The organism is Variovorax sp. PBL-H6, from assembly GCF_901827155.1.
Classification (GTDB): Bacteria; Pseudomonadota; Gammaproteobacteria; order Burkholderiales; family Burkholderiaceae_C; genus Variovorax.
Map to the genome: position 1 here is coordinate 4,060,125 of NZ_LR594659.1, position 25,859 is coordinate 4,085,983.

Consider the following 25,859-nt stretch of genomic DNA (forward strand, 5'->3'; position numbering starts at 1 on the left):
AGTGAGGTTGTTTTACTTGGTCAGCACGAAGCCCTTGAGCTTGGCGAAGGCGCCGTCGACCAGCGCCTTCTGCTGCTCCTGGTGCAGGTGCGAGTAGCCGACCGCGGGCGACGCCGAGGCGGCGCGACCCGAGTAGCCGAGCTTCTGGCCTTCCTGCAGGTTCTCGTGGATGTTGTGCTGCACGAAGAACCAGGCGCCCTGGTTCTGCGGCTCGTCCTGCGACCACACCACGTCGACGAGATTCGGGTACTTCTTCAGTTCGGCGCTGAAGGCCTTGTGCGGGAAGGGATAGAGTTGCTCGACGCGGATGATCGCCACGTCGTCGGTGCCCTTCTCCTCGCGCTTCTTCGCCAGGTCGTAGTAGACCTTGCCCGAGCAGGCGATCACGCGCTTGACCTTGTCGGCCTTCAGGTCCTTGCTGTCGGGAATGACGGTCTGGAAGCTGCCCTTGGTGAACTCCGACAGCGGCGAGGTCGCGTCCTTGTTCCGCAGCAGCGACTTCGGCGTCATGATGATCAGCGGCTTGCGCAGGCTGCGCACCATCTGGCGGCGCAGCACGTGGAAGATCTGGCTCGCGGTGGTGGGCTGCACGACCTGCATGTTGGTGTCGGCCGACAGCTGCATGAAGCGCTCCAGGCGCGCCGAGCTGTGCTCGGGGCCCTGCCCTTCGTAGCCGTGCGGCAGCATCAGGGTGATGCCGTTGACGCGGCCCCACTTCACCTCGCCCGAAGCGATGAACTGGTCGATCACGACCTGCGCGCCGTTGGCGAAGTCGCCGAACTGCGCCTCCCAGATCACCAGCGTGTTGGGGTCGTTCGAGGCATAGCCGTATTCGAAGGCCAGCACCGCCTCTTCCGACAGGATGGAGTCGATGACGACGAAGGGCGCCTGGTTGTCTGCCACGTTCTGCAGCGGAACGTAGGTGCCTACATCGAACTTCTCGCGGTTCTGGTCGTGCAGCACGGCATGGCGGTGGGTGAAGGTGCCGCGGCCGCTGTCTTCGCCCGAAAGGCGCACCGGATAGCCGCTGGCCACCAGCGAGGCGAAGGCCATGTGCTCGCCCAGGCCCCAGTCGACATTGATCTCGCCCCGGCCCATGGCCGCCCGGTCGTCCAGCACCTTCTTCACCAGCGGGTGCACGGTGAAGTTATCGGGCGCCTTGGTGATGCGCTCGGCAAGGCGCTTCCACTCCGCCATCGGAATGGCGGTGTCGCCGGCGTCGGTCCACTTCTTGTTGAGGAAGGGACTCCAGTCGACCGCGTACTTGCTCTTGAAGTTGGTCAGCACGGGGTCCGAGGTGTTCTTGCCGGCGTCGAACGCGGCCCGCTGCGCCTTCACCAGGTCGTCGCCGAGCGTGTCGCCGAGGCCTTGCGTTGCAAGCTTGTCGGCGTAGAGCCTGCGCGTGCCGGGGTGGGCCGCGATCTTCTTGTACATCAACGGCTGGGTGAGCGAAGGGGTGTCCTGCTCGTTGTGGCCCAGCTTGCGGAAGCAGACGATGTCGACCACCACGTCCTTCTGGAACTCCATGCGGAACTCCAGGGCCAGCTGGGTCGCCAGCACCACGGCTTCGGGGTCGTCGCCGTTCACGTGCAGCACAGGCGCCTCGATCATCTTGACGATGTCGGTGCAATACAGCGTCGAGCGGCTGTCGCGCGGATCGCTGGTGGTGAAGCCGATCTGGTTGTTGATCACGATGTGCACCGTGCCGCCCGTGGAGTAGCCGCGGGTTTCGGCCAGCGCCAGTGTTTCCATCACCACGCCCTGCCCCGCGAAGGCGGCATCGCCATGCACGATCACCGGCAGCACCTGCTTGCCCAGCGGATCGGCGCGCCGGTCCATGCGGGCGCGTACCGAGCCTTCGACCACCGGATTCACGATCTCGAGGTGCGAGGGATTGAAGGCCAGGCTCAGGTGAACCGGGCCGCCGGGCGTCGAGACGTCGGAGCTGAAACCCTGGTGGTACTTGACGTCGCCGCTCGGCAGCTCCTCGGGCGCGGTGTGGTCGAACTCGGCGAACAGGTCGGCCGGCATCTTGCCGAGCGAATTGACCAGCACGTTGAGGCGGCCGCGGTGGGCCATGCCGATCACGATCTCCTGCACGCCCTTGATGCCCGCCTGGCTGATCAGCTCGTCCATCGAAACGATGAAGCTCTCGCCGCCTTCGAGCGAGAAGCGCTTCTGGCCGACGTACTTGGTGTGGAGGAAGCGCTCCAGGCCCTCGGCGGCCGTCAGGCGCTCGAGGACGCGCTTTTTCTCGTCGGTGCTCAACTTGGGGTTGGTCCGCGCGCTTTCGAGCCGCTGCTGCCACCAGCGCTTCTGCCCCTGGTCGGTCATGTACATGTACTCGGCGCCGATCGTGCCGCAGTAGGTCTCGCGCAGCGCGTTGAGCAGGTCGCGCAGCGACATCGTGTCTTTGCCGAAGAAGGTGTTGCTCGTGTTGAACACCGTCTCGAGGTCGCCATCGGTGAAGCCGTAGAACGAGGGCTCCAGCTCGGGAATCGCGGGGCGCTCGGTGCGCTTGAGCGGATCGAGGTCGGCCCAGCGCGCGCCGACGTTGCGATAGGCGGCGATCAGCTGCTGGACCGCCGTACGCTGACGGCCGAGCTCGGAATCGGCTCCGCTGGCCTGCACCACCTTGGTCGTGCCCTGCTTGGCGCGCTCGGCAAAGGCGTTGATGACGGGCTGATGCGGAACGTCGCGGGTGGTGCTGCCATCGGTGGCCGGCACGTTCTGCAGCGCATCGAAGTAGGAGCGCCAGTTGTCCGGCACGCTGCCCGGGTGGGCCAGATAGTTCTCGTACATCTCTTCGACGTATGGCGCATTGCCGCCGAAGAGGTAGGTGTTGCCTTGGTAGGCGTGATAGATGGACGCGGAGGACGTCGAATCGCTCATGTTGCGCTGACCTTCGCTTCCCTGTGGGAAGCATTAGCTGGTTTGAGAAACCTTCCGCGACACGGCTGAACCGGTTGGCGGATGCGACTGTGGCTGGGGAAGGGCCGGAGTACCTGGGCATTGTGCCATGGCCACTATGTGACGGCAGAAGGCGCCAGCGCAAGCCCTGCCTGCCAAAGGAGAGGCTACCCCTTCGGAGCGAGCGACTGCCTGATCTGCTGGAGGGCCCCCGGGTCCTCGATGGTGGTCAGGTCACCCGCATCGCGCCCCTCGCACACGGCCTGGATCGCGCGCCGCAGCAGCTTTCCGCTGCGCGTCTTCGGCAGTGCGCCGACGAAGAGGACGCGTGCGGGCCGGGCCAGGGCGCCAAGCTGGTCGGCCACCTGCTTCATGATTTCCCCTTCCAGCGACAGGGCCGCCTGGGCATCGCCGAGCACGGACCCGTCCTTCGGCACCACGAAGGCGTTTGCCACCTGCCCCTTGAGCGCATCGGCCACGCCGACCACCGCGACTTCCGCGACCTTGGCGTGCCCCGAAATGCTCTCCTCGATCTCGCGCGTGCCGAGGCGGTGGCCGGCGACGTTGATCACATCGTCGGTGCGGCCGAGGATGTAGTAGTAGCCCTCCTCGTCGCGGATGCCCCAGTCGAAGGTGGAGTAGACCAGCTTGCCCGGGACAGACTTCCAGTAGGTGTCGACGAAGCGCTCGTCGTCGCGCCACACTGTCTGCATGAAGCCCGGCGGCGTCGGGCCCTCGATCACGACGACGCCTTTCTCGTTGGCGCCCTCCAGCTCCTTGCCGGTGGTCTCGTCCAGGATCTTGATCTTGTAGCCGTACATCGCCACGCCCGGGCTGCCGAACTTGCTGGGCGTGCGTTCCACGCCATTGGCCACGGTGAGGATCGGCCAGCCCGACTCGGTCTGCCAGTAGTTGTCGATGATCGGCACCCCCAGGCCGTCGCTGATCCAGCGCGCCGTCGGCTCGTCGAGCGGCTCCCCGGCCAGGAAGAGCGCGCGCAGGCTCGACAGGTCGTACTTCTTGAGCAATGCCGCATCCTGCTTCTTGAGTACGCGCACTGCAGTCGGTGCGCTGAACATCGCGGTGACCTTGTACTTCTCGACCAGTTGCCACCAGATGCCGCCGTCGGGCTGCCGGTCGAGCCCCTGCGTGGGCAGGCCCTCGTACATGATGGTCGCCATGCCTGCAATCAGCGGTCCGTAGACGATGTAGCTGTGCCCCACCACCCAGCCGATATCGCTGGTCGAGAAGTAGGTCTCGCCCGCCCTGCCATCGAAGATGTACTTCATGCTTGCCGCCAGCGCCACCGCATAGCCACCCGTGTCGCGCTGCACGCCCTTGGGCCGGCCGGTGGTGCCGCTGGTGTAGATGATGTAGCTGATGTCGGTGGCGTCGAGCCACGTACAGGGCACCTGGGCGTCGCGGTGCTTCTCCATCAGCCGGGCTGCCGAGTGGTCGCGGCCCTCGATCGGCGCCATGGGCGCGAGTCCGCGGTCGAACAGCAGCACTGCATCCGGCTTGTGCCCGGAGAGGCGGATCGCTTCATCCAGCAGCGGCTTGTATGCGATCACCTTTCCGCCGCGCGACCCCGCGTCGGCGCTGACGACGACCTTGGGCGTCGCATCCTCGATGCGCGAAGCCAGCGATGCACTGGCGAAGCCGCCGAACACCACGCAGTGGATCGCGCCCAGCCGCGCGCAGGCGAGCATGGTGAAGGCCGCCTCGGGAATCATCGGCATGTAGATCAGCACGCGATCGCCCTTGCCGATACCGAGTTCCATCAGCGAAGCCGCGACGCGCTGTACCTCGGCATGCAGCTCCCTGAAGCTGTAGCTCCTCTCCATGCCCGTCTCGGTCGAGACCGCGATCAGCGCCGGCTGGTCGCCACGCGTGGCGAGATGGCGATCGACCGCGTTGTGGCAGAGATTGGTGGTTCCGCCCGCGAACCATTGCACGAAGGGGGCCTGGCCGGCGTCGAGGATCTGGCGGGGCGGCGTCTGCCAATCGATGAGTTCGGCCTGCTCGGCCCAGAACGCCTCCGGCTCGTCGATGGAACGACGATGGAACTCTGCATATCGGCTCATGATCTTTGTCTCCGGGTGAGGTTCGGGTCCAGGGCGGAACTGGGATTCACTAGTATGAGCCGATCGCTTGCTGGAAGCTGACGCCGCAAGCGCGGACACGGCTGACACAATCCGCTTATTCAGCAGAGGAGCTTTCCATGAGCATCACGGTCCGGCGCGACGGCATTGCAGGCACCCGGCACATCGTCAAGATTCGCGCACACGAGTTTCCGGTCGACCCGGGGCCCGGCGCAGGCGGCACGGACGCGGGCCCGACGCCCCACGACCTGTACGACGCGGCGCTCGCCGCCTGCAAGGCCCTGACCATGGTGGTCTATGCCCAACGCAAGGGCATGCCGCTGGAAGACGTCGAAGTCACCGTCGACCGCGACGACAGCGAGGAGCGCCAAGGCACCTATCGCCTGAAGACCTCGCTGCGCGTGACAGGCGACCTGAGCGATGCGCAAAGGGCCGAGTTGCTCCGGGTCGCCGGCAAGTGTCCGCTACACAGGCTCATGAGCGAAGTCAAGACCGAGATCACCACCGACTGGACCTGATCCGCGTCGGATCCTGATGCGCGCAGCCCAACTTTCGAGAGTTCTCCAGGCGCGCCGCAGGCCCACCACATGAAGATCGTGCGCGCACCCGCGAGATCGATCCCTGCATGCGAATGCGTTCCGTGCGGCAGCTGCCCGACGGCAAGGTGTTCCGGCGCATCAGCCAGGCCGCGATCCCGACGCTGCGCATGATCCCGAGCCCGCGCGTCGGGCGCGATGGGCGCAGGCGTGAGCTTCGACGAAGACGCGCCACCGGGGGGTATTCGACGCGGGCAACTATCTCGAGGATCGCTGAGGCGCCGAAGACCGGCTGGCGCCCCGCTGGCCTGTGCCTCGGGCGTTGCCAGGCAGCTCCGCCACCCCGAGGCGTTTGGCCAGCCGGGCCAGGTTGGCGCGGTCCAGGCCGAGTGCGCGCGCCGCGGCCGCACGGTTGAACCCATGCCGCGCCAGCGTATCGGTCACAAGCCGGCGCTCGAGCTGGGCCACGGCCTCGCGCAGGCTCACGTTCTGCGCTGTCGTGACCGGTGCGTGCCCTTCGGCCGGCGGCACCGCGGGTTCGGTCCGCGTCTTCGGCAGGTCGAGGTCTTCAGCCGTCAGGCTCAGGATGCGCGGACGATTCGGCTGGCGGCCCAATGCCTTCAGCACGCTGCGGCCCAGCAGGTGCTCCAGCTCGCGCACGTTGCCGGGCCAGCCGTGCGCCAGCAACGCCTGCTGCGCGCCGGCGTCCAGCCGCAGGCCGCCCAGGCCCAGTCGTGACCGGTTCTCTTCGAGAAAGAAGCCGCCCAGGAGCAGGACGTCTCGCCCGCGCTCCCGCAAAGGCGGCACGTGGAGCGGATAGACACTCAGCCGATGGTAGAAGTCCGCGCGCAGCCGACCTTCCCTCACCTCGTCAGCCAGGTTCCTGTTGCTGGCGGCGATCAGCCGCACGTCGACGCGGTGCTCGCGGTCGGAGCCCAGCCGCTGGAGCTGGCCGCTTTGCAGCACGCGAAGCAGCTTGGCCTGCACGTTGAGCGCAAGCTCGCCGACCTCGTCGAGGAACAGCGTGCCGCCATCGGCCAACTCGAACTTGCCCGGGCGCTCGCCGATGGCGCCGGTGAACGCACCCTTGACGTGACCGAAGAGCTCGCTTTCTACAAGCGTATCGGGCAATGCCGCGCAGTTGAGGCTGATCATCGGACGGGATGCGCGCGCCGAGCGCGCATGCAGGGCCTCCGCAACCAGTTCCTTGCCCACGCCGGTCTCGCCTTGAATGAGGACCGGCAGCTCGCTGGCCGCCACGAGCTCGATTTCCTTCTGCAGTTGCCGCATGGACGGGCTGCGGCCAATCAAGGAGCGCGAGCGCGGCGTTGCGGCCAGTCGATAACCTTCGGCGCGAAGGCTCTCATGCTCGGCACGCGAGTGGAGCTGCTCGATGCGCGCAGCAACGCTGACGGTCGCGGCGGCGAGGCTGCCGAACGACTGCAGCACAGCGAGATCGAGGCTGGAAAAGCGTTCAGGCGCGAGATCGTCGAGGGTCAGGAGCCCCCATGGCTTGTGGTCGAACCGGACTGCACAGCCCACGCAATCGTGCACCGGCAGATGTCCCCGGTGGCTCTCGACCAGTCCATCGTAGGGGTCCGGCAAGGTGCTGTCAGGGGGAAATCGAAGCGGACCTTCGGCCTCCAGCAGCGCAGCGAAGCGGGGATGCTCCTCGACGCGGAAGCGCCTGCCCAGGGTGTCGCCGCTCAACCCGTCCACCGCCAGCGGGACGAGCCAGCCATCCTCCAGCCGCAGCAGTGCCGCGGCATCGCAGGGCAACAGCACGCGCAGCGCCTCCAGCAGGCGGCGGTAACGCTCTGTAGCCGGCAGTTCGCGTGCGAGGTCAGCGACGAGCGGGATGATCGCCTGGAGCAATGGGTGACTGGTCATTCCGACTTCATGCGATGTCAATCTGACATCAGTCTATCCGTGTCGTTTTAACCCCTTACCCGGCAAGTCCTTGATTTGTATGAGGCGCCGGGCTGGAACGATCCTTGCGAACTGGAGCGCATGCAACTCCACTCTCGAGGACCCTCATGCTGACAGCTGAACAAAAGTCGATCGTCTCCGCCACTGTGCCCCTGCTCGAAACCGGCGGCGAGGCGCTGACCACGCATTTCTACCGCATCTTGCTCGGCGAGCACCCGCAGGTGCGTCCCCTCTTCAACCAGGCCCACCAGGCATCCGGCGATCAGCCCCGAGCTCTTGCCAACGGCGTGCTGATGTACGCCAGGCATATCGACCGGCTCGAGGCACTGGGCCCGCTGGCGCAGCAGATCGTCAACAAGCACGTGGCGCTGCAGGTGCAGCCCGAGCACTACCCCATGGTCGGGGCATGCCTGCTGCGTGCCATTCGCGAGGTGCTCGGACCGGACATCGCCACCGACGAGGTGATCGCAGCATGGGCTGCCGCCTACGGCCAACTCGCTGACCTGCTCATCGGCGCAGAGGCGTCGGTCTACGACAGCAATGCGAAGACCCCCGGCGGCTGGCGCGGCGGCCGCTCGTTCAAGGTCGTGCGAAAGGAAGTCGAAAGCGACGAGATCGCCTCCTTCTACTTTGCCCCTGCAGACCAGCAGCCGGTGATGGACTTCCAGCCGGGCCAATACATTGGCATCCGCCTGATCGTCGGAGACGACGACATCCGGCGCAACTACTCGCTGTCCGCCGCGCCGAACGGCAGGACCTATCGCATCAGCGTCAAGCGCGAAGAAGGTGGCGTCGCCTCCTGCCATCTGCATGACCACGTGCAGGAAGGCAGCGAGGTGGAGTTGTTCGCCCCCTCCGGCGCATTCACGCTCCAGGCCGGCGACCGGCCACTGGTGTTGATCAGCGGAGGCGTGGGCATTACCCCGACGCTTGCAATGCTCGATGCAGCGTTGAAGACTTCGCGCGTCGTGCACTTCATCCACTGTGCGCGCAACCGTGGCGTCCACGCCTTTCGCCACACCATCGAGGCCTTGGCCGAGAAGCACTCGCAACTCAAGCGCTTCTACTGCTACGACGAGGCGAACGACGGTGCCGAACTGCCGCATGCGGTCGGCCGCCTGGATCTTCAAACGCTGTCTCAGTGGCTACCTGCCGGAACCGCAGATGTCGATGCCTACCTGCTCGGCCCGAAGCCGTTCATGCAGCAGGTCAAGGCAGCGCTGCGCACCCTGGGCGTGCCGGACACGCAGGTGCGCTACGAGTTCTTCGGGCCGGCCTCGGCGCTGGAGTAGAGCCAGCGCCAGGCCTTGACCATGACCATATGGCCGTCCCGAATCATTCGTACGAAGTGACCCAGTCCCAGACACGCCCGGGCGCCTCGACCATCACGTTGTGGCCATGCTGGCCGAGGTCCGAGGCACCCGGATCGAGCGCGCGGGTCTGCGCCATCGTCACCAATGCGTCGTCGCGCCCGCGGCCGAGATGGACCGGGCAGCGAGCCAGGGCGGCCAGTTCGGACATGGGCGGCTTGCCGACGCCATTCGCTCGAGGGTCCATCGCGAGGCACCATCCATCCGTGTCGCGCCGGACGCCGCGGGCCATGACGGGTGCCGCTGCGTCGGCGATCCCGGCAAGGCCGCAGACCTTCAGGTATCTGCCCCATGCCTCTTCTTCCGTAGCGAAGCGCTTCGCAGGCTGGGATGCCAGAGTCTCCATGCGGCGGAGTTCATCGTCACTCCACGCGAGCTTGATGCCCGCGCCGAAGACCCGATGCGGCGTGATGCCGAACCAGCCGGAGGCCAAGGCGAGCGCGATCACGCCGCCCAACGAGTGTCCGAGCACCACGAGCCGGCCCAACGGATCGACGTGCGGCAGCACGGCGCGTCCAACAGATGCGGCGTACTGCCCGATGGCATAGGTGTCCTGGCGATCGGATTGCCCGTGGCCCGGCAGATCCATGACAACCCAGCGGCCGGCCCAGCGGGCACCGGCCGATGCGCACATGGGCGACCACACGGCCCCCGTCGCGCCCATTCCGTGCAGCATGAGGAGCAGGTCCGGACCTTGACCGCCTTGTTCCATGTACATGTGGACCGCCTTCGTCGCATCTTCGATGGCGCGAGATTACCCGAGCCATCGGATCGCCCTGCGTCTTCGCAAACTCAGCCGGCCTTGCCGCGCGCGCTCTTCTTGCGGCCTTCTGCGCGCGAGGTGTCCATGGCCGGCGCGGCACTCCCGGCGTTCGCGCCGTCCAGCCACAGCAGCGTGTCGACGTGCGACATGAACCGGTGGAGATATTCGGGCGACAGCTCACGCATCAAGGTGAGCGCGCGGTGCACGAGCTGGTGCGAGTTGAGCGGGCCGGCGTTCTCCGGCACCGCCGCCAGCGACTGGGTGAGCCGTCGATCGGCACTGAGGCGGGACCAGGTGCTTCTGAAATACCCGAGTGTCTTCAGCTCGCGAGGCGTTGCAGAGAGAGTGGGCGTGCCATCGCCGGGCGATGGCTCTTCCCCGTGGGCCAGCGCGTGCCGGGCGATGTGCTCGAGCAGGCCCGCAAGCGGTCTCGGATCGGGCCGGTCTTCCTTCTTGGCTGGAGCAGAAGGAACCGGCACTCCCCGGACCTTCTCGACGTTCTCGCCATAGGCCGCCAGCACTTGCTGCAGCTTGTCGTCCAGGATGCGCCGCACTTCGCCCTGGTGGGTGGCCGCGCGCCGGGCCAGCGCCTCGATGAAGCGGAAGCGCACGGGATCGAGCCGGTGATCGCCGCGTTCGCGCCAGGCATCGAGCGTCGCGCCCGCGTCCATGACCGACGCCTCGGATGGCACGCTGTTTTTGGATGTCCGACCGCTAGTCACGAGGCTTCACGCTCGCGCCGGGCTGCCGCGGCGTCGGCGCCATTTCCACACGCCGGTTCCTCGAACGCCCGTCGGCATCGGCATTGGACGCTACGGCTTGCTCGGAACCGAAGGCCGCGGCGAAGACCGAAGCCGATGGAATGCCCTCTTCGATCAGCGCACGGGTCACGGTCAAGGCACGCTGCGCGGAGAGCTCCCAGTTGTCGGCAAACCGGCGGTTGCCATCACGCAATTGCCGGTCGTCCGTGAAGCCGCTCACCATCAGCACCTCGTCGCGGGCCTGCAGGTAGGCGGTCAGCGGCGCGCTCAGGCTCCTGAGCAGGTGCCGCCCCTCAGGCTGCAGTTCCGCGGAGCTGGAGGCGAACAGCACGCTGCCGCTGATGCCGATGCGCCCATTGCTGAGCGTCACCCTGCCGGCCGCAAGCGGGACGGCCAAGGCCTTCTCGAGAGCCTGCAGCCGCTCTGCCTGCGCCTCACGCTTCTTGATCTCGGCCTGCAGCTGGGTCGAGAGTTCCAGCTGCATGCCCAGCGCACACACGAGTATCAGCACGAAGGCGCCGACCAGCCCGGCCATCAAGTCGCCGAAGACTGCCCAGACCGGCACGCTCGGCTCGACGCCGGCATCGAGTTCCTCGTGCATCACGCTTCGCTGCCCACGGCTGCCCGGCTGGCGGCGAGCTGCTGCAGGTCCTCGACGATCTGCTTCTGCGACATGATGCTCAGGTCGATGACCTCCCTCGCCTGCGCCACGTAGTAGGCCAGCTGCTCGTCGCTGCGCGCAATGGATTTGCCGAGCGTGCCCTCGATGCGGTGCAGCTGGGTCACGAGCTTGTCGTTCGATTGGCTGAAGAGCTGCACGGCCAGGCCGAAGGCCTCGCCCAGGCTCGCCACCTCGACGGCACTGCCGGTGAGCTGGGCCGTGACCTCGGCCATCTTCCCGGCCTCGGCATCCACCTTTTCGGTGAAGCGCGTGCCGACGCGGTCCAGCAGCTCCGCCGATGCGGAGACCAGCGCGTCGATGGCCGAGCGCTGCTCGGCAGACGCATGGTTCACCGCGTCGAGCAGGGTCCCCAGCGTTTCCAGAATACGGCTGCGCTCCTCCAGCATCGCGTTGTCGCGGGCCATGCCCTCGGACAGTTTCTGACGCAGCTCGCCGATGACTTCGGCTGCAGCGCGCGGGGCTTCGGAGGCGGCTTGCACGAGCTGGTTGATCTCGGCGATCGTGCGGCTCGCCTGTGCTTCGGTCCGCTCGGAGATGTCGCGGGCGGTCTCGGCCAGGGTCGTGCAGATTGCCTCCTGCTGGCCTTCGGCACGGGCGCCTGCCTGCTGCCATTCCTGCTGGAGCGACACGGCCATCGCCTGAAGCGCATCCGTCCAGGCTGCCAGGCGCTGCTCGTCTCGCGAGGCCACCTCCGCCTGCAGCGCCACATGCGCCTGGTCCACGGTGCGCAGCAGCGAAGCCGAGTGTTGTTCGAAAGTCGCCGCGGCCGCCGTCAAAGCCTCGTGCGTGTCGCCCGACAGCCGCTCGCTGGCGCGCTCCTGCTGCGCGAGCGCATTGCGCCAGCTCTCCGAAAGGCTGCCGACGGTGGTCTCGAGGCGCGCAGACACGCCCTCCACCAAGGACGCCGAACGCTGCTCGAAAGTCTTGGCGAACTGGTCGAAGGTGCCGCGCAGATCCTGGGACAGGGCCTCGCTATCGCGGCGGTGCCCGGCGAGTGCGTCCTGCCAGAGCTCGGCCATTGTTGTGGTGGTGGTTTCCAGCCGAGTCGACAGCCCCTCCAGCTGCCGCTGCACGCTGTGCTCGATGGTGCCGTGCAGCGCGGCCGCCTCGCGCGAGATCCCGGCCATGGCGGCTTCGACGACAGGCTGGAAGGTGGCGCCGGCCACGCGAGCGCTTTCGGTGAGGCTCTCGTTCAGCGACCGGCCGACGGACGAAGCGAGCTCGGTGTACGCGGCCTCGGCCTTGCCATGAAAGCTGTCCTGGCTGGAGATCAGGCGCTCGCTCAAGGCTTGGCTCTGCCCTTCCATCATGGTCATCATGGCCTGCAGCCGGTCGACCAGTTGAGGCATGCCGTGGACCTGTTGCTGCAGCAGGCTGATGGACTCCTCGCGCTGATGCGCGCGCGACCAAGGGCGCAACGCGGTCGCGATCCGGGTGTCGAGCAGCTGCCCGGCCTGCAGGCGCTCGCGCCGGCACAAGGCGGAGGCCAGGCCCAGCATCGCGGACGCTGCCACGCCCGCCACCGATGTGCCGAAGGCCAGCCCCAGGCCCTTGACCGGAGCGGACAGCGAGGCGCGAATGGCCTGCAGGTCGGTTGCGCCCTCCAGCGCTGCGCCGGTGCCGTTCAGCGTCACGACCATGCCCAGGAAGGTGCCCAGCATCCCCAGCAGCACCAGCAGCCCGGCGAGGTACGGCGTGAGCGCCGGACCCGGCAAGCCGACACGCTCGCCCTCGATGCGCAGGCGCACCGCGTTGCGCAAGGACGGGTGCAATCGTTCGAGCCATTGGCCCAGGCTCGGCGGCGCGTCGGACAGGTCCTCCACGGCCCGTTCCAGCGTGGAAGTAGCTTGCCGGAAGCGCTGCAGTTCCAGCGCACCGATCAGGTAGAACGCGCCAACCACCACGGTGATCGCCAGCGCCAGCGGACTCGTGCCGATGTACCCGGCGCCGACCCAGCACACGGCTGCCAGCCCCACGAAGAAAACGAAGTAGTGAAGTGATCTGTTCATGAGCTCTTGCGAAGGGCTTCGAGCAGCCCCTCGACCGGTTGCAATCGAAGTTCGAGTTCGGCAAGCAGCACGGCCTGCATGTCCTTGCGGAACATGTCCTGCCAGGCCACTTGCGGCGCCCCGCCCTCGGGTTCGCTGGGCACCGCCTGGTGCGCCTGCCGCAAACGCCTGAAGTGTTTTTCCAGCAGCCCGGGCACCGTCGAGAGCAGCCTGTATTCCTGCGCGCCCAGGGCTTGCTCCATCACCGCGTCCACGGCGGCGAGCTGCGCCATGGCCGGCGATCGCGCCGCCAGGCTCGCCCGCAGGCGCTCGCGCAACGGGCCGATGGCCATTTCCATCGTCTGCTGCCTGGCGACATAGCGCCTGCGGTAAGGCGCGAAGTCGGTGGCCGTGCCCGGTTGCTCCTTCTGGGCGGCCAGGGAGCCGTCGTCGGCAATGGCCTTCGCCAGCACGCCGCGCAGGCGAACGCATTCGTCTTGCTCGCTGCTGGCGCGCGCGGCACCAGCACCGGCCGACGCTACCGCGGGACTGCCGTTCAGTACCCCGGACAGCGAAATCGCGTCCGTCCAGCCGAGCCATTGGCTCAGCCGATCCGCGAAGGCATGCCTGGACTCGGAAACGTCGATGTCGGCCAGACGGGCGAGCAAGCGAGTGAGCGTCGAGCCGGTGAAAGCTGTGCGCCTTGAGACTTGCGCCATACCGCCGGTGAAAAACCGCGCAGTCTACACCGGCCGTCCGGCCACCCCGGAGCGCGAGGCACTGCAGGGCGCCATCGATCGGTTGGCGCAGACCGTTCAGCCGGCATCGGATTTGGATGACACCCGACCTGTGCCAACAGGCGCATCGTCGAATCCCCGTTCACTCGCGCGAGGTGATGCCATGCTTGACCCCACTGATTCCGGAAGAGCGCTGTGCCGCATCGGCACGCAGATGGCAATGGCGATCGCGCTCGGGGTTCTCGCCTTGCCGCCTGCAGCGGCAGAGCCGATCTTCAAGTGCGGCAAGGCCTATACCAACGTGCCGGCCGACAGCGGAGCGGCGAAGGCGCGCTCCGGCGACTGCATGCTGGTCGACACCGGCGTCCAGCCAAGGGCCAAGAGCGAGAACATCTCGCTCGACGGCTCGAGGTCGATCACCGTTCCCGTCGGCCAGGACGGGCGGTTCTGGGTTCGCGGAACGGTCAACGGCTTTCCGGTGCAGTTCGCGATCGACCGCGCTTCGACCGGCAACGCCGGTGTCGCGGTGAGCGAGGACTTCGCGGCCCGGGCGAACCTGATCGGCGGTACGCCGGCCTTCATCCAGACCGCCGGGACCGGCACCGACGCGCGCCGCATCGAGCGCGTGCCCCTGACCTTCGGACCTTTCCGGGTGCCGCAGGCGACCATCGTGGTAGGCCCGCTCGGCAGCAAGTCGACGGACGCCGTGCTCGGGCCGGAACTGCTCTCGCTCTTCGACGTGACAGCCAACGACCGCGAGCTGACGATCGTCGGCAAGTAGCCGCAGGGCGGCGGTGCCCGCTCAGCCGCCGGCGATCCGGCTCACCAGCGCCGTGGTGAAGGCCGCAGTCCCGGCGCCGCCGCCCAGGTCGCCGGTGCGCACCTTGTCGATGTTCAACGTCTCGTCGATCGCCTTGCGCAGGCGCGTCGCCAGGTCCGGCAGCCGGCAGTGGTCGAGCATCAAGGCGGCAGCCAGCAGCAGGGCGGTGGGGTTCGCGATGCCCTTGCCGGCGATGTCCGGCGCCGAGCCGTGCACGGCCTCGAAGATCGCCGCTTCGGCGCCGATGTTGGCGCCGGGCGCCATGCCCAGGCCGCCCACGAGTCCCGCAACCAGGTCGGACAGGATGTCGCCGAAGAGGTTGGTCGTGACCAGCATGTCGAACTGCCAGGGATTGAGCACCAGCTTCATCGCGCAGGCATCGACGATGACCGTGTCCAGCTCGAACTTGCCCTTGTACTTGCGCTCGTACAGGTCGAGGCCGGTCTCCAGGAAGATGCCGGTCAGCGCCTTCATGATGTTGGCCTTGTGCACGAGCGTGACCTTCTTGCGCCCGGTCGCGACGGCGGTGTCGAAGGCGAACTCCAGCAGGCGCCGGCTGCCCTGGCGCGTGTTGATGCCGGTGGCCATCGCGACCGCGTGGGGATCGCCGTCGATGGGTATGTAGTGCTCGTGGCCGATGTACAGCCCTTCGAGGTTCTCGCGGACGACGACCAGGTCGATGTTGTCGAAACGGCCGCCCGGGATGATGGTGCGTGCCGGGCGCAGGTTGGCGTAGAGCCCGAACTCCTCCCGCAGCCGAACGTTGGAAGACCGGTAGCCGCCGCCGGATGGCGTCTCCAGTGGTCCCTTGAGTGCGAGGCGGGTGCGGCGGATGCTGGCGAGGGTGGCTGCGGGCAGTGGGTCGCCCGCCTGCTCCACGCCAGCCAGCCCGGCAATCTGGCGATCCCACGCGAAGGGCGCTTTCAGGGCGTCGAGGGCGGCGAGCGTCGCATCGACGATCTCGGGGCCGATGCCGTCCCCGGCGATCAGGGTTGCGGGAATGACATCGGACATGGCGTGACTCCAGGAGTGGGAATGCGCTCGGCGAGAGCGCAGCGAACGGCACGATTATGAGCGGACAATCCGGGACTCTTCACCTTCGAGCCAGCCGCAGCCAGTGCCATGAATCGACTTGACGACCCCCTCCACGATGCCGAGATCGGCTCCCGCGACAGCACGCTCGACACCACCCGCATCGATGATGTGCGCATCGGCGCCGTCCGGCCCCTGATCACGCCCGCGCTGCTCCAGGAGCGCGTGCCGGTGCGCGACAACACGCTCGCGCTGGTGGAGGCCAGCCGCGCAGCGATTGCCGACGTGCTGCACGGCCGCGACGACCGGCTCGTGGTGGTCGTCGGGCCCTGCTCGATTCACGACCACGAGCAGGCGCTCGAATACGGCCACCGGCTGAAGGCCGTGGCCGACGAGCTGCAGGGCGACCTGCTGATCGTGATGCGCACCTACTTCGAGAAGCCGCGCACCACGGTGGGCTGGAAGGGCTACATCAACGACCCGCATCTGGACGGCAGCTTCGCGATCAACGAAGGGCTCGAGCGCGCGCGGCGCCTGCTGCTGGAGTTGACGACGATGGGCCTGCCGACCGGCACGGAGTTCCTCGATCTGCTGAGCCCGCAGTTCATCGCCGACCTGATCGCCTGGGGCGCCATCGGGGCGCGGACCACGGAGAGCCAGAGCCATCGCCAGCTGGCCTCGGGGCTGAGCTGCCCGGTGGGCTTCAAGAATGGCACGGACGGCAGCATCAAGGTGGCGGCCGACGCGATCCTCGCCGCGCGGGCGCCGCACGCGTTCATGGGCATGACCAAGATGGGCATGGCCGCCATTTTCGAGACCCGCGGCAATGACGATTGCCACGTCATCCTGCGCGGCGGCAAGACGCCGAACTACACGGCCGCCGACGTGGCCGCGACCTGCGAGGTGCTGCGGGGACTGGGCCTGCGCGAGCAGGTAATGATCGATCTCTCCCACGGCAACAGCAGCAAGCAGCACCGGCGCCAGGTCGAGGTTGCCGACGATGTGGCCGGGCAGATCGCAGGCGGCGAACGCCGCATCGCCGGCGTGATGATCGAAAGCCACCTGGAGGAAGGCCGGCAGGACCTGGTGCCCGGCGTACCGCTGAAACACGGGGTATCGGTCACCGACGCATGCATCGGCTTCGCGCAGACGGTGCCGGTCCTGCAGGCGCTCGCCGCGGCGGTGCGGGCGCGGCGCCGGGCTTAACGAACCAGCGCCAGCACGTCCTTGAAGCGCGGGTGCTCGGCGGTGCGCACCCACTCGAAGCCGACCATCTCGGTGGTCACCAGCTCGGCGCCGGCGCCGGCCAGGCGGTCGAAAGCGGCATCTCGGTTGCGTTCGGTACGGGAGCCGCAGGCGTCGGTCACGACCCACACCTCGAACTCGTCCTCGAGCAGATCCAAAGCCGTCTGGAGCAGGCAGACGTGGGCTTCGCAGCCGGCGATCACGACCGTGTTGCGCTCCTCGGCGGGCTGCTGCGCCTTCTGCAGGTGCTTCGGCAGGCTGCGTGCATTGCCCTGCGGCGCCTTGGCCGGCGCGCGCAGCCAGTCGGCCAGGCCTTCTTCCACGCCGCTGAAATGCATCTTGGGCAAGGTGCGCTGGCAGAGGGCACGCAGCTCGGCCGCGTTCTCACCCAGCTTCGACGGGTTCTCCTCGGTGCCGAACACCGGAACATCCAGGAGGCGCGCGATGCGGCCCAGCCGTAGCGCATTCGCGAGCACGGCCTGCGCCTCGAAGATGGCGGGCATGAGCCGCTGCTGGTAGTCGACCAGGACCAGTTGGGATTGCGAAGCATCGAGCAGCATGGGGAGCGGGTCTTTCGGGCAAGCGGCAGAGAAGATCGGAAAGCCCCAGACCGTACCACTGAAGCGGGCGTTCCGATCGGGCCTTGCGTGCGTCGAAGGGTGACGCGGCGGGCAACGGCAGACGCATCCGCTGCAGGTTGTCGAACGGATTCAGTCGGGCAGCAGGCGGATGAGCTTGCCGTCGGATTCGTCGGTCAAGACATAGAGCAGGCCATCCGGCCCCTGCTTGACATCCCGGATACGGGCTCGGCCCTCCAGCAGCCGGTGCTCGGCCACGACCTTGCCGTCGCGCAACTCGATACGGTCGAGATAGCCGAACTTGAGGGAACCCACGAAGAGGTTGCCCTTCCAGGCCGCGCCGTAGCGATCACTGGTCAGGAAAGCCATGCCCGAGGGCGCGATCGAGGGTACCCAGTAGTGCAGTGGCTGCTCCATGCCGTCCTTGCGCGTGAGGCCCTCCCCGATCTTGCCGCCGCCGTAGTTCTCGCCGTAGGTGATCACCGGCCATCCATAGTTGCGGCCCGGCGCGGGAACGTTGATTTCGTCGCCGCCCTGGGGCCCGTGCTCGTGCATCCACAACTTGCCGTCCGGCGCCAGTGTCGCGCCCTGGCCGTTGCGGTGTCCGTAGCTCCAGATCTCGGGCAGGGCGCCGGGGCGGCCGACGAAGGGGTTGTCTGCAGGCGCCTTGCCGTTCTTGTCGATGCGCACCAGCTTGCCCAGGTGGTTGTCGAGCGCCTGGGCGTCTTCCTTGCGGCTGAAACGATCGCCGAGCGTCAGGAACAGGGTGCCATCCCGGGCCTCGACGATGCGGCAGCCGAAGTGGGCACCGCTCGCGACCTTGGGGCGCTGGCTGAAGATGATGCGCACGTCGTCGAGCCGGCTGCCATCGGCCGAGAGTTGCGCACGCGCCAGCGCCGTGCTGTTCGCCGAGCCGCCTGCCTCGGGCTCTGAGAAGCAGAAATAGAGGCCGCGGTTCTTTTCGAAATCCGAATCCGCCAGAACGTCCAGCAAGCCGCCCTGCCCACCGGCCGCCACGAGCGGGAGTCCTGCGAGGGGCGCTCCCAGCTTCCCGTCAGCCGCCACCACCCGCATGCGGCCCGCCTTTTCGGTCACGAGGAAACGGCCCGACGGAAGAAAGGTCACGCCCCAGGGGTTTTGCAGGCCGGAAGCGACCACCTCCGGCCGAGGCGCCGCGGCTGCGGTGCCAATGACTGCAGGCAGGAAGCCGAAGGCCAGAAGCGTGGTTCGCAATAACGAGTACATGGGAACCCTTTCGAACTCGGTACTAGAAAAAATTCGTACAAGTGCAACTCATCAATTCAAAACTTTTGGATTACAGCCTCGTAAAAACTTATGCGTGATAACTTGAACTTTACAATTCATGCAATTACGGGCTCGTAAAAGTCCATGAGTGACAATGAGTTACGTGCATAATCGCGACTTCGCATGAAATTGACATCGCTTTTTGTCGTCCATATCCTACGCGCCATGCGTTTATTTCTCCTACCCGCCTGCCTCCTGATTGCCTTCGCGGCTCACGCCACGCCGCAACAGGAGCCGCCCGAAGGGCTGGAGGCCATGGCGACCGACAAGGGCGTCATCAGCCAACTCCACCAGGTCCGGCAAACCGTGGTGGCCCGTACTTCCGACCTCGTCGTGACGGCCATCGGATTCTTGGGTGTACCTTACCGCCGTGGCGGCAACACGGCTGAAACCGGCTTCGATTGCAGCGGCTTTGTCCGCGCCATGTACACCCAGACGGTGGGCCACCTGCTGCCGCGCCGCGCCGAAGAGCAGGCCGCTGCCACGCAGAAGATCGACCGCGATGACCTCAAGCCGGGCGACCTGGTGTTCTTCAACACCATGCGCCGCGCCTTCAGCCATGTCGGAATCTACGTTGGCGACGGCAAATTTATCCACGCGCCCCGGACCGGCGCCGAAGTGCGGGTCGAGAGCATGAACGGCAGCTACTGGCAACGCCGCTTCAGTGGCGCCCGCCGCGTTCTGTCCACGCAGGACGAAGCCAAGGGCGGCACCGGCGACTGAGCGCCTCGGACGTCCATGCAAAAACCCGCCAGTGGCGGGTTTTTTGTTGCTGCGCTGGGACGCGATGCCTAGCTGCTGCGCTTGACCGGCGGCAGGTCGGTACAGCTGCCATGCGCCGCCTCCGCCGCCAGGCCGATGCTTTCGCCCAGCGTCGGATGCGGATGGATGGTCTTGCCAATGTCGATGGCATCAGCGCCCATCTCGATCGCCAGGGCAATTTCCCCGATCATGTCGCCGGCATGCGTGCCAACGATGCCCCCGCCGACGATGCGGTGCGATTCCTTGTCGAACAGCAGCTTGGTAAAGCCTTCGTCGCGACCGTTGGCGATGGCGCGGCCGGAGGCGGTCCAGGGGAACAGGCCCTTCTCGACCTTCACACCCTCGGCCTTGGCCTGATCTTCGGTGAGGCCGACCCAGGCCACCTCAGGATCGGTATACGCCACGCTCGGAATCACGCGCGCGTTGAAGGCCGCGCTCGCGAGTTCCTTGTCGCCCTTCTGCTCGCCGGCGATCACCTCCGCCGCTACATGCGCCTCGTGCACCGCCTTGTGCTCCAGCATGGGCTGGCCCACGATGTCACCCACGGCGAAGATGTGCGGCACGTTGGTGCGCATCTGGATGTCCACCGGGATGAAGCCGCGGTCGCTGACAGCCACGCCGGCCTTCTCGGCGCCGATCTTCCTGCCGTTGGGGCTGCGGCCCACCGCCTGGAGCACCAAGTCGTAGAGCTGCGGCTCCTTCGGCGCCTGCTCGCCTTCGAACATCACGCGGATGCCGTCCTTGGTCGCCTCCGCGCCAACGGTCCTGGTCTTGAGCATGATGTTGTCGAAGCGCGGCGCATTGAGCTTCTGCCAGACCTTCACCAGGTCCCGGTCGGCGCCGGTCATCAGCCCGTCGAGCATCTCGACCACGTCGAGCCGCGCACCGAGCGTCGAATACACGGAACCCATCTCGAGGCCGATGATTCCGCCGCCGAGGATCAGCATGCGCTTGGGCTCGACGCCCAGCTCCAGCGCGCCGGTGGAGTCGACGACGCGGGGGTCCTTGGGCATGAAGGGCAGATGCACCGCCTGCGAGCCGGCCGCAATGATGCAGTGGCGGAACTTGACGGTCTTCGCGCTGCCGCTCGCGTCCTTGCCGTCGCCGGAGGTTTCCTGCACCTTGACGTGATACGGATCGACGAACTCGCCGATGCCGCGCACGGTGGTCACCTTGCGCATCTTGGCCATTGCCGCCAGGCCGCCGGTGAGCTTGCCGACCACCTTGTTCTTGCGCGCAAGGAGCTTGGCGCGGTCGATGACGGGGTCGTTGTAGGCAACGCCGAAGTCGGCGAAATGCTTGACCTCGTCCATCACCGCCGCCACGTGAAGGAGCGCCTTCGAAGGAATGCAGCCGACGTTGAGGCAGACGCCGCCGAGGGTTGCGTAGCGCTCGACCAGCACCACCTTGAGCCCGAGATCCGCGGCTCGGAAAGCTGCCGAATAGCCGCCGGGGCCGGCGCCCAGCACCAGCAGGTCGCATTCGAGGTCGACCGCGCCGGAATAGCTGCCGACAGGTGCCGGCGCCAGCGCAGCCGCCGCGGCCTTGGGCGCCGGTGCGGCCGGCGCAGGTGCAGGTGCAGTGGGCGCGGGTGCCGCCACGGCAGCGCCCGCTTCAGCCGCATCCACCGTCAGCACGACGGAGCCTTCGCCCACCTTGTCGCCCACCTTCACCGCCACCGACTTGACGACGCCGGCATGCGAGGACGGGATCTCCATCGAGGCCTTGTCGGACTCCACGGTGATCAGCGACTGCTCGACCTTGATGGTGTCGCCCGCCTTGACGAGCACCTCGATGACCGCGACCTCTGCGAAATCGCCGATGTCCGGAACCTTGACTTGCACTTCGCTCATGGTCGATACCTCAGAGAAGGACACGGCGGAAGTCCGCGAGGACCTGACCGAGGTAGGCGTTGAAGCGCGCCGCCAAGGCGCCGTCGATCACGCGATGGTCGTAGGACAGCGACAGCGGCAGAGTGAGCCGCGGCACGAACTGCTTGCCGTCCCACACCGGCTTCATCGCGCTCTTGGAGAGGCCCAGGATCGCGACCTCCGGCGCATTGATGATCGGCGTGAAATGCGTGCCGCCGATGCCACCCAGCGAACTGATGGAGAAGCAGCCGCCCGTCATGTCGGCCGCGCCCAGCTTGCCGTCGCGTGCCTTCTTGGCGAGCTCGCCCATTTCCTGGCTGATCTGCAGCACGCCCTTCTTGTCGGCGTCCCGGAGCACCGGAACGACGAGCCCGTTGGGCGTGTCGGCCGCGAAGCCGATGTGGAAATACTGCTTGTAGACGAGCTGGTCGCCGTCGAGGCTGGTGTTGAACTCGGGGAACTTCTTCAGCGCCGAGACGACGGCCTTGATCACGAAGGCCAGCATGGTCACCTTGATGCCGGACTTCTCGTTCTCCTTGTTGGTCGAGACGCGGAAAGCCTCGAGCTCGGTGATGTCCGCCTCGTCGTTGTTGGTGACGTGCGGGATCATGACCCAGTTGCGGTGCAGGTTGGCGCCGCTGATCTTCTTGATGCGCGACAGGTCCTTGCGCTCGACCTGGCCGAACTTGGTGAAGTCGACCTTGGGCCAGGGCAGGAGACCCAGCGCTTCGCCGCTGCCGCCCGCGGGCGCCTTGGCGCCTGCGGCCTTGGTGCTGGCGGCGCCGCTCATCACACTGCGGGTGAAGTTCTGCACGTCCTCCTGCGTGATGCGGCCCTTGAGACCGCTGCCCTTGACCTCTTCGAGCGGCACGCCGAGTTCGCGGGCGAACTTGCGCACCGAAGGTGAAGCATGAGGGAGCTTCCCGCTGGGCGCCACGGTCGGGTCGTGGGGGGCGGCCGTTGCAGGAGCGGGCGAGGAGGCTTGTGCCGCGGAAGGTGCCGCGGCCTGCGCGCTCGCCGGTGCGCTCGCCGGCGCCGATGCCGATGTCGGGGCCGGGGTCGAAGCTGCGGGCGCGGTGGCGCCCGCGGAACCTTCGAGGATCGCGAGCAGATCACCCACATTGACCTTGTCGCCGACCTTGACCTTGAGCTCCTTCAGCACGCCGGCCGCGGACGACGGGATCTCCATGGACGCCTTGTCCGACTCGACCGTGATCAGCGACTGCTCTTCCGTGATCGTGTCGCCGGGTTTCACCAGCACCTCGATGACAGCGACATCCTTGAAGTCGCCGATGTCCGGCACCTTGACTTCCACAGGCCCGGAAGCCGTGGGAGCCGCCGGGGCCGGCGCGGGCGCAGCGGCGGCCGGCGCCGGTGCCGCCGGCGCGGGTGCGGCTGCCGGCGCGGAGGCAGCCGCAGCGCCCTCGCCTTCCAGCACCAGCACGACCGAGCCTTCGCGGACCTTGCTGCCCACGCCCACCTTGAGTTCCTTCACCACGCCGGCTGCGCTCGATGGAATCTCCATCGAGGCCTTGTCCGACTCCACTGTGATGAGCGACTGCTCGGGCTTCACCGCGTCGCCGACCTTCACCAGCACTTCGATCACCGCGACCTCGTCGAAATCGCCGATGTCCGGCACCTTCACTTCCACTGTTGCCATGTCGTGTCTCCCGCCCAGAGGCGCAGATGGTTGTTGCTTGTTGCTTGTGGTCTACGCGTAGAGCGGATTGATCTTGTCGGCGTTGATGCCGTACTTCTTGATCGCTTCCTCAGCCTTGGAGGCGGGCACGGCGCCGTCGTCGGCCAGCGCCTTGAGGGCGGCCAGCACGATGTAGTGGCGATTGACCTCGAAGTGCTCGCGCAGCTTGTTGCGGAAGTCGCTGCGGCCGAAGCCGTCGGTGCCCAGCACGCGGTAGCTGCGGCTCTTCGGGATGAAAGGCCGAATCTGCTCGGCATAGGCCTTCATGTAGTCGGTCGACGCGACGACCGGTCCCGCCGTCTTGGACAGTTGCTCCGTCACGAAGGGCACGCGCGGCGTCTCGGCCGGATGCAGCAGGTTCCAGCGGTCGGCATCCTGGCCGTCGCGTGTGAGCTCGTTGAAGCTCGGGCAGCTCCACACCGACGCGGCCACGCCCCAGTCCTCTGCGAGCAGTTGCTGCGCCGCGATGCTCTCGCGCAGGATGGTGCCGCTGCCGAGCAGTTGCACGGACGGCGCTTCCTTGCCCTTGGCAGCCTTGACCGCTGGTGCCTGCTTGCACAGGTACATGCCCTTGATGATCTGCTCCTCGGTGCCGGGCTGCAGGCCGGGCATCGTGTAGTTCTCGTTGAGCAGCGTGAGGTAGTAGTAGACGTTGTCCTGCTTCTCGACCATGCGCTTCAGGCCGTGGTGCAGGATCACGCCGACCTCGTGCGCAAAGGTCGGGTCGTAGCTGACGCAGTTCGGAATCGTGTTGGCGAGGATGTGGCTGTGGCCGTCCTCGTGCTGCAGGCCCTCGCCGTTGAGCGTGGTGCGCCCCGAGGTGCCGCCCAGCAGGAAGCCGCGTGCCTGCATGTCGCCGGCGGCCCAGGCCAGGTCGCCGATGCGCTGGAAGCCGAACATCGAGTAGTACACGTAGAAGGGCACCATGATGCGATTGTTGGTGCTGTACGAGGTGGCCGCCGCGATCCAGCTCGACATGCCGCCCGCCTCGTTGATGCCTTCCTGCAGGATCTGGCCCGCCTTGTCCTCCTTGTAGTACATGACCTGGTCCTTGTCGACCGGGGTGTACTGCTGGCCATCGGGGTTGTAGATGCCGATCTGGCGGAAGAGGCCTTCCATGCCGAAGGTGCGCGCCTCGTCGACCAGGATCGGCACCACGCGCGGGCCCAGCGCCTTGTCACGCAGCAGCTGCGTGAGGAAGCGAACGTAGGCTTGGGTGGTGGAGATCTCGCGACCCTCGGCCGTGGGCTCGAGCACCGCCTTGAAGACGTCGAGCGAAGGCACGGTGAAGCTCTCGTCGGCCTTGGTGCGCCGATGCGGGAGGTAGCCGCCCAGCGCCTTGCGGCGCTCGTGCAGGTACTTCATCTCCGGCGTGTCGTCGGCCGGCTTGTAGAAAGGCAGGTCGGCGATCTGGCTGTCGGGGATCGGGATGTTGAAGCGGTCGCGGAAGGTCTTGATGTCCTCTTCGCCGAGCTTCTTGGTCTGGTGGACCGTGTTCTTGCCCTCGCCGATCTTGCCCATGCCGAAGCCCTTGACGGTCTTGATCAGCAGTACGGTCGGTTGACCGGTGTGCTTCACGGCCGCCGCGAACGCCGCATAGACCTTCTGCGAATCGTGGCCGCCCCGGCGCAGGTTCCAGATCTCGTCGTCGCTCATCTTGGCGACCATCTCCAGCGTGCGCGGATCACGGCCGAAGAAGTGCTTGCGCACATAGGCGCCGTCGTTGGCCTTGAACGACTGGTAGTCGCCGTCGTTCGTCTCCATCATGATCTTGCGCAGCGCGCCTTCCTTGTCGCGCGCCAGCAGCGTGTCCCAGCTGCTGCCCCAGATCAGCTTGACCACGTTCCAGCCAGAGCCGCGGAACTCGCCTTCCAGTTCCTGGATGATCTTGCCGTTGCCGCGCACCGGGCCATCGAGGCGCTGAAGGTTGCAGTTGATGACGAAGATCAGGTTGTCCAGGCGCTCGCGGGCCGCCAGGCTGATGGCGCCCAGCGACTCGACCTCGTCCATCTCGCCGTCGCCGCAGAACACCCAGACCTTGCGGTTCTCGGTATTGGCGATGCCGCGCGCATGCAGGTACTTGAGGAAGCGGGCCTGGTAGATCGCCATCAGCGGGCCGAGGCCCATCGAGACGGTGGGGAACTGCCAGAACTCGGGCATCAGCTTCGGATGGGGGTAGCTCGACAGGCCCTTGCCGTCGACCTCCTGGCGGAAGTTGAGCAGTTGCTCCTCGTTGAGGCGGCCTTCGAGGTAGGCGCGCGCATAGATGCCGGGCGAGACGTGGCCCTGGATGTACAGGCAATCGCCGCCGTGGTTCTCGCTCTCGGCATGCCAGAAGTGGTTGAATCCGGCCCCGAACATGTTGGCCAGCGAGGCGAAGGAGCCGATGTGGCCACCCAGGTCACCTCCCTCGGGCGGATGGTGGCGGTTCGCCTTGACGACCATGGCCATCGCGTTCCAGCGCATGTAGGCGCGCAGGCGCTCCTCGATCTCGAGGTTGCCCGGGCAGCGCTCTTCCTGGTCGGGCTCGATGGTGTTGACGTACGCGGTGTTGGCAGAGAAGGGTTTGTCGATGCTGCTCTGGCGCGCGTGCTCCAGCAGTTGCTCGAGCAGGAAGTGCGCGCGATCGGGCCCCTCGCTCTCGATCACGGCGGACAGGGCGTCCATCCACTCGCGGGTTTCCTGGGCGTCAGTGTCGTTCGCAGCGGAACCGAACCGGTTCTCGGGAATTGCCGACATGCTTGTCTCCTTTTTGAGGGGTGTGGCTGG

The 25,859-nt window shown here is 66.8% G+C and carries 19 protein-coding genes; 5 read left to right on the top strand and 14 right to left on the bottom strand.

Annotated elements, in window-relative coordinates; translation table 11 throughout:
* Positions 1–12: 12 nt before the first annotated feature.
* Both G3W89_RS19250 and G3W89_RS19255 read right to left on the bottom strand, forming a co-directional pair.
* Positions 13–2,892, bottom strand: a complete 2,880-nt coding sequence (locus G3W89_RS19250; protein WP_162575684.1) for a 2-oxoglutarate dehydrogenase E1 component — start codon at positions 2,890–2,892, stop codon at positions 13–15.
* A gap of 185 nt (positions 2,893–3,077) precedes the next feature.
* A complete protein-coding gene (locus tag G3W89_RS19255) occupies positions 3,078–5,102 on the bottom strand; it encodes a propionate--CoA ligase (RefSeq protein WP_332107447.1) in 2,025 nt (674 codons plus the stop codon).
* Positions 5,103–5,131: 29 nt separating this feature from the next.
* On the opposite strand from G3W89_RS19255, the gene G3W89_RS19260 reads away from it, so the two are divergent.
* A complete protein-coding gene (locus tag G3W89_RS19260; protein ID WP_162575685.1) occupies positions 5,132–5,530 on the top strand; it encodes an OsmC family protein in 399 nt (132 codons plus the stop codon).
* A 276-nt stretch (positions 5,531–5,806) separates the two neighbouring features.
* Here the strand turns inward: G3W89_RS19260 and norR are convergent, their stop codons facing one another.
* Positions 5,807–7,438 carry a nitric oxide reductase transcriptional regulator NorR gene (norR, locus tag G3W89_RS19265; protein WP_162575686.1) on the bottom strand — a complete coding sequence of 544 codons (1,632 nt, stop codon included), beginning with the start codon at positions 7,436–7,438 and terminating at the stop codon, positions 5,807–5,809.
* Between the two features lie 146 nt (positions 7,439–7,584).
* On the opposite strand from norR, the gene hmpA reads away from it, so the two are divergent.
* On the top strand, positions 7,585–8,769 hold the full coding sequence (gene hmpA / locus G3W89_RS19270) for an NO-inducible flavohemoprotein (protein ID WP_162575687.1): 1,185 nt from the start codon (positions 7,585–7,587) through the stop codon (positions 8,767–8,769).
* A 43-nt stretch (positions 8,770–8,812) separates the two neighbouring features.
* On the opposite strand, the gene G3W89_RS19275 is transcribed toward hmpA, so the two are convergent.
* The 5 genes from G3W89_RS19275 to G3W89_RS19295 all read right to left on the bottom strand — a co-directional run bounded on the left by G3W89_RS19275 (position 8,813) and on the right by G3W89_RS19295 (position 13,760).
* Positions 8,813–9,565 (bottom strand): alpha/beta fold hydrolase, encoded by a 753-nt coding sequence (locus G3W89_RS19275; RefSeq protein ID WP_162575688.1) that lies wholly within the window; start codon positions 9,563–9,565, stop codon positions 8,813–8,815.
* A 74-nt stretch (positions 9,566–9,639) separates the two neighbouring features.
* A complete protein-coding gene (locus G3W89_RS19280; protein ID WP_162575689.1) occupies positions 9,640–10,281 on the bottom strand; it encodes a DUF2894 domain-containing protein in 642 nt (213 codons plus the stop codon).
* A 43-nt stretch (positions 10,282–10,324) separates the two neighbouring features.
* A complete protein-coding gene (locus tag G3W89_RS19285) occupies positions 10,325–10,972 on the bottom strand; it encodes an OmpA family protein (RefSeq protein ID WP_162575690.1) in 648 nt (215 codons plus the stop codon).
* Entirely contained in the window at positions 10,972–13,062 is a 2,091-nt protein-coding gene (locus tag G3W89_RS19290) for a DUF802 domain-containing protein (protein WP_162575691.1), read from the bottom strand. Before G3W89_RS19290 ends, G3W89_RS19285 begins: the two co-directional genes overlap by 1 nt.
* A complete protein-coding gene (locus tag G3W89_RS19295; protein WP_162575692.1) occupies positions 13,059–13,760 on the bottom strand; it encodes a DUF3348 domain-containing protein in 702 nt (233 codons plus the stop codon). The genes G3W89_RS19290 and G3W89_RS19295 overlap by 4 nt, the downstream gene beginning before the upstream one ends.
* Positions 13,761–13,941: 181 nt before the next feature.
* On the opposite strand from G3W89_RS19295, the gene G3W89_RS19300 reads away from it, so the two are divergent.
* The gene (locus tag G3W89_RS19300) at positions 13,942–14,559 is read left to right on the top strand and encodes a retroviral-like aspartic protease family protein (protein ID WP_162575693.1); all 618 of its coding nucleotides are present in this window, start codon (positions 13,942–13,944) and stop codon (positions 14,557–14,559) included.
* 21 nt (positions 14,560–14,580) lie between these two features.
* On the opposite strand, the gene G3W89_RS19305 is transcribed toward G3W89_RS19300, so the two are convergent.
* Positions 14,581–15,612, bottom strand: coding sequence for an isocitrate/isopropylmalate dehydrogenase family protein (locus G3W89_RS19305; protein WP_162575694.1), 1,032 nt, complete (start codon positions 15,610–15,612; stop codon positions 14,581–14,583).
* 108 nt (positions 15,613–15,720) lie between these two features.
* Between G3W89_RS19305 and G3W89_RS19310 the strand changes: the two genes are divergently transcribed.
* Complete coding sequence (locus G3W89_RS19310) at positions 15,721–16,836, top strand: 3-deoxy-7-phosphoheptulonate synthase (RefSeq protein WP_162575695.1); 1,116 nt, start codon at positions 15,721–15,723, stop codon at positions 16,834–16,836.
* On the opposite strand, the gene G3W89_RS19315 is transcribed toward G3W89_RS19310, so the two are convergent.
* Together G3W89_RS19315 and G3W89_RS19320 are read right to left on the bottom strand one after the other, a co-directional pair.
* On the bottom strand, positions 16,833–17,435 hold the full coding sequence (locus G3W89_RS19315; RefSeq protein WP_162575696.1) for an isochorismatase family protein: 603 nt from the start codon (positions 17,433–17,435) through the stop codon (positions 16,833–16,835). The two genes, G3W89_RS19310 and G3W89_RS19315, sit on opposite strands and share 4 nt — an antisense overlap.
* 150 nt (positions 17,436–17,585) lie before the next feature.
* Positions 17,586–18,698: a PQQ-dependent sugar dehydrogenase gene (locus G3W89_RS19320; protein WP_162575697.1), complete on the bottom strand. Its 1,113-nt coding sequence runs from the start codon at positions 18,696–18,698 to the stop codon at positions 17,586–17,588.
* Positions 18,699–18,923: 225 nt separating this feature from the next.
* Here G3W89_RS19320 and G3W89_RS19325 point away from each other — a divergent pair, with 225 nt between their 5' ends.
* Positions 18,924–19,481 (top strand): C40 family peptidase, encoded by a 558-nt coding sequence (locus G3W89_RS19325; protein WP_162575698.1) that lies wholly within the window; start codon positions 18,924–18,926, stop codon positions 19,479–19,481.
* Positions 19,482–19,549: 68 nt separating this feature from the next.
* Here the strand turns inward: G3W89_RS19325 and lpdA are convergent, their stop codons facing one another.
* The 3 genes from lpdA to aceE are packed head-to-tail and all read right to left on the bottom strand — an operon-like array spanning position 19,550 to position 25,829.
* On the bottom strand, positions 19,550–21,373 hold the full coding sequence (gene lpdA, locus G3W89_RS19330; RefSeq protein ID WP_162575699.1) for a dihydrolipoyl dehydrogenase: 1,824 nt from the start codon (positions 21,371–21,373) through the stop codon (positions 19,550–19,552).
* A 10-nt stretch (positions 21,374–21,383) separates the two neighbouring features.
* Entirely contained in the window at positions 21,384–23,051 is a 1,668-nt protein-coding gene (gene aceF / locus G3W89_RS19335; RefSeq protein ID WP_162575700.1) for a dihydrolipoyllysine-residue acetyltransferase, read from the bottom strand.
* 51 nt (positions 23,052–23,102) lie between these two features.
* The gene (aceE, locus tag G3W89_RS19340) at positions 23,103–25,829 is read right to left on the bottom strand and encodes a pyruvate dehydrogenase (acetyl-transferring), homodimeric type (protein ID WP_162575701.1); all 2,727 of its coding nucleotides are present in this window, start codon (positions 25,827–25,829) and stop codon (positions 23,103–23,105) included.
* Between the last annotated feature and the right edge of the window lie 30 nt (positions 25,830–25,859).

Coding starts and splice junctions, on each gene's coding strand:
- hmpA (WP_162575687.1), top strand. CDS start 7,585: ATGCTGACAGCTGAACAAAAGTCGATCGTCTCCGCCACTGTGCCCCTG.
- norR (WP_162575686.1), bottom strand. CDS start 7,438: ATGACCAGTCACCCATTGCTCCAGGCGATCATCCCGCTCGTCGCTGAC.
- G3W89_RS19260 (WP_162575685.1), top strand. CDS start 5,132: ATGAGCATCACGGTCCGGCGCGACGGCATTGCAGGCACCCGGCACATC.
- aceE (WP_162575701.1), bottom strand. CDS start 25,829: ATGTCGGCAATTCCCGAGAACCGGTTCGGTTCCGCTGCGAACGACACT.
- aceF (WP_162575700.1), bottom strand. CDS start 23,051: ATGGCAACAGTGGAAGTGAAGGTGCCGGACATCGGCGATTTCGACGAG.
- G3W89_RS19305 (WP_162575694.1), bottom strand. CDS start 15,612: ATGTCCGATGTCATTCCCGCAACCCTGATCGCCGGGGACGGCATCGGC.
- G3W89_RS19290 (WP_162575691.1), bottom strand. CDS start 13,062: ATGAACAGATCACTTCACTACTTCGTTTTCTTCGTGGGGCTGGCAGCC.
- G3W89_RS19300 (WP_162575693.1), top strand. CDS start 13,942: ATGCTTGACCCCACTGATTCCGGAAGAGCGCTGTGCCGCATCGGCACG.
- G3W89_RS19280 (WP_162575689.1), bottom strand. CDS start 10,281: ATGGACGCGGGCGCGACGCTCGATGCCTGGCGCGAACGCGGCGATCAC.
- G3W89_RS19325 (WP_162575698.1), top strand. CDS start 18,924: ATGCGTTTATTTCTCCTACCCGCCTGCCTCCTGATTGCCTTCGCGGCT.
- lpdA (WP_162575699.1), bottom strand. CDS start 21,373: ATGAGCGAAGTGCAAGTCAAGGTTCCGGACATCGGCGATTTCGCAGAG.
- G3W89_RS19250 (WP_162575684.1), bottom strand. CDS start 2,892: ATGAGCGATTCGACGTCCTCCGCGTCCATCTATCACGCCTACCAAGGC.
- G3W89_RS19320 (WP_162575697.1), bottom strand. CDS start 18,698: ATGTACTCGTTATTGCGAACCACGCTTCTGGCCTTCGGCTTCCTGCCT.
- G3W89_RS19315 (WP_162575696.1), bottom strand. CDS start 17,435: ATGCTGCTCGATGCTTCGCAATCCCAACTGGTCCTGGTCGACTACCAG.
- G3W89_RS19295 (WP_162575692.1), bottom strand. CDS start 13,760: ATGGCGCAAGTCTCAAGGCGCACAGCTTTCACCGGCTCGACGCTCACT.
- G3W89_RS19310 (WP_162575695.1), top strand. CDS start 15,721: ATGAATCGACTTGACGACCCCCTCCACGATGCCGAGATCGGCTCCCGC.
- G3W89_RS19285 (WP_162575690.1), bottom strand. CDS start 10,972: ATGCACGAGGAACTCGATGCCGGCGTCGAGCCGAGCGTGCCGGTCTGG.
- G3W89_RS19275 (WP_162575688.1), bottom strand. CDS start 9,565: ATGTACATGGAACAAGGCGGTCAAGGTCCGGACCTGCTCCTCATGCTG.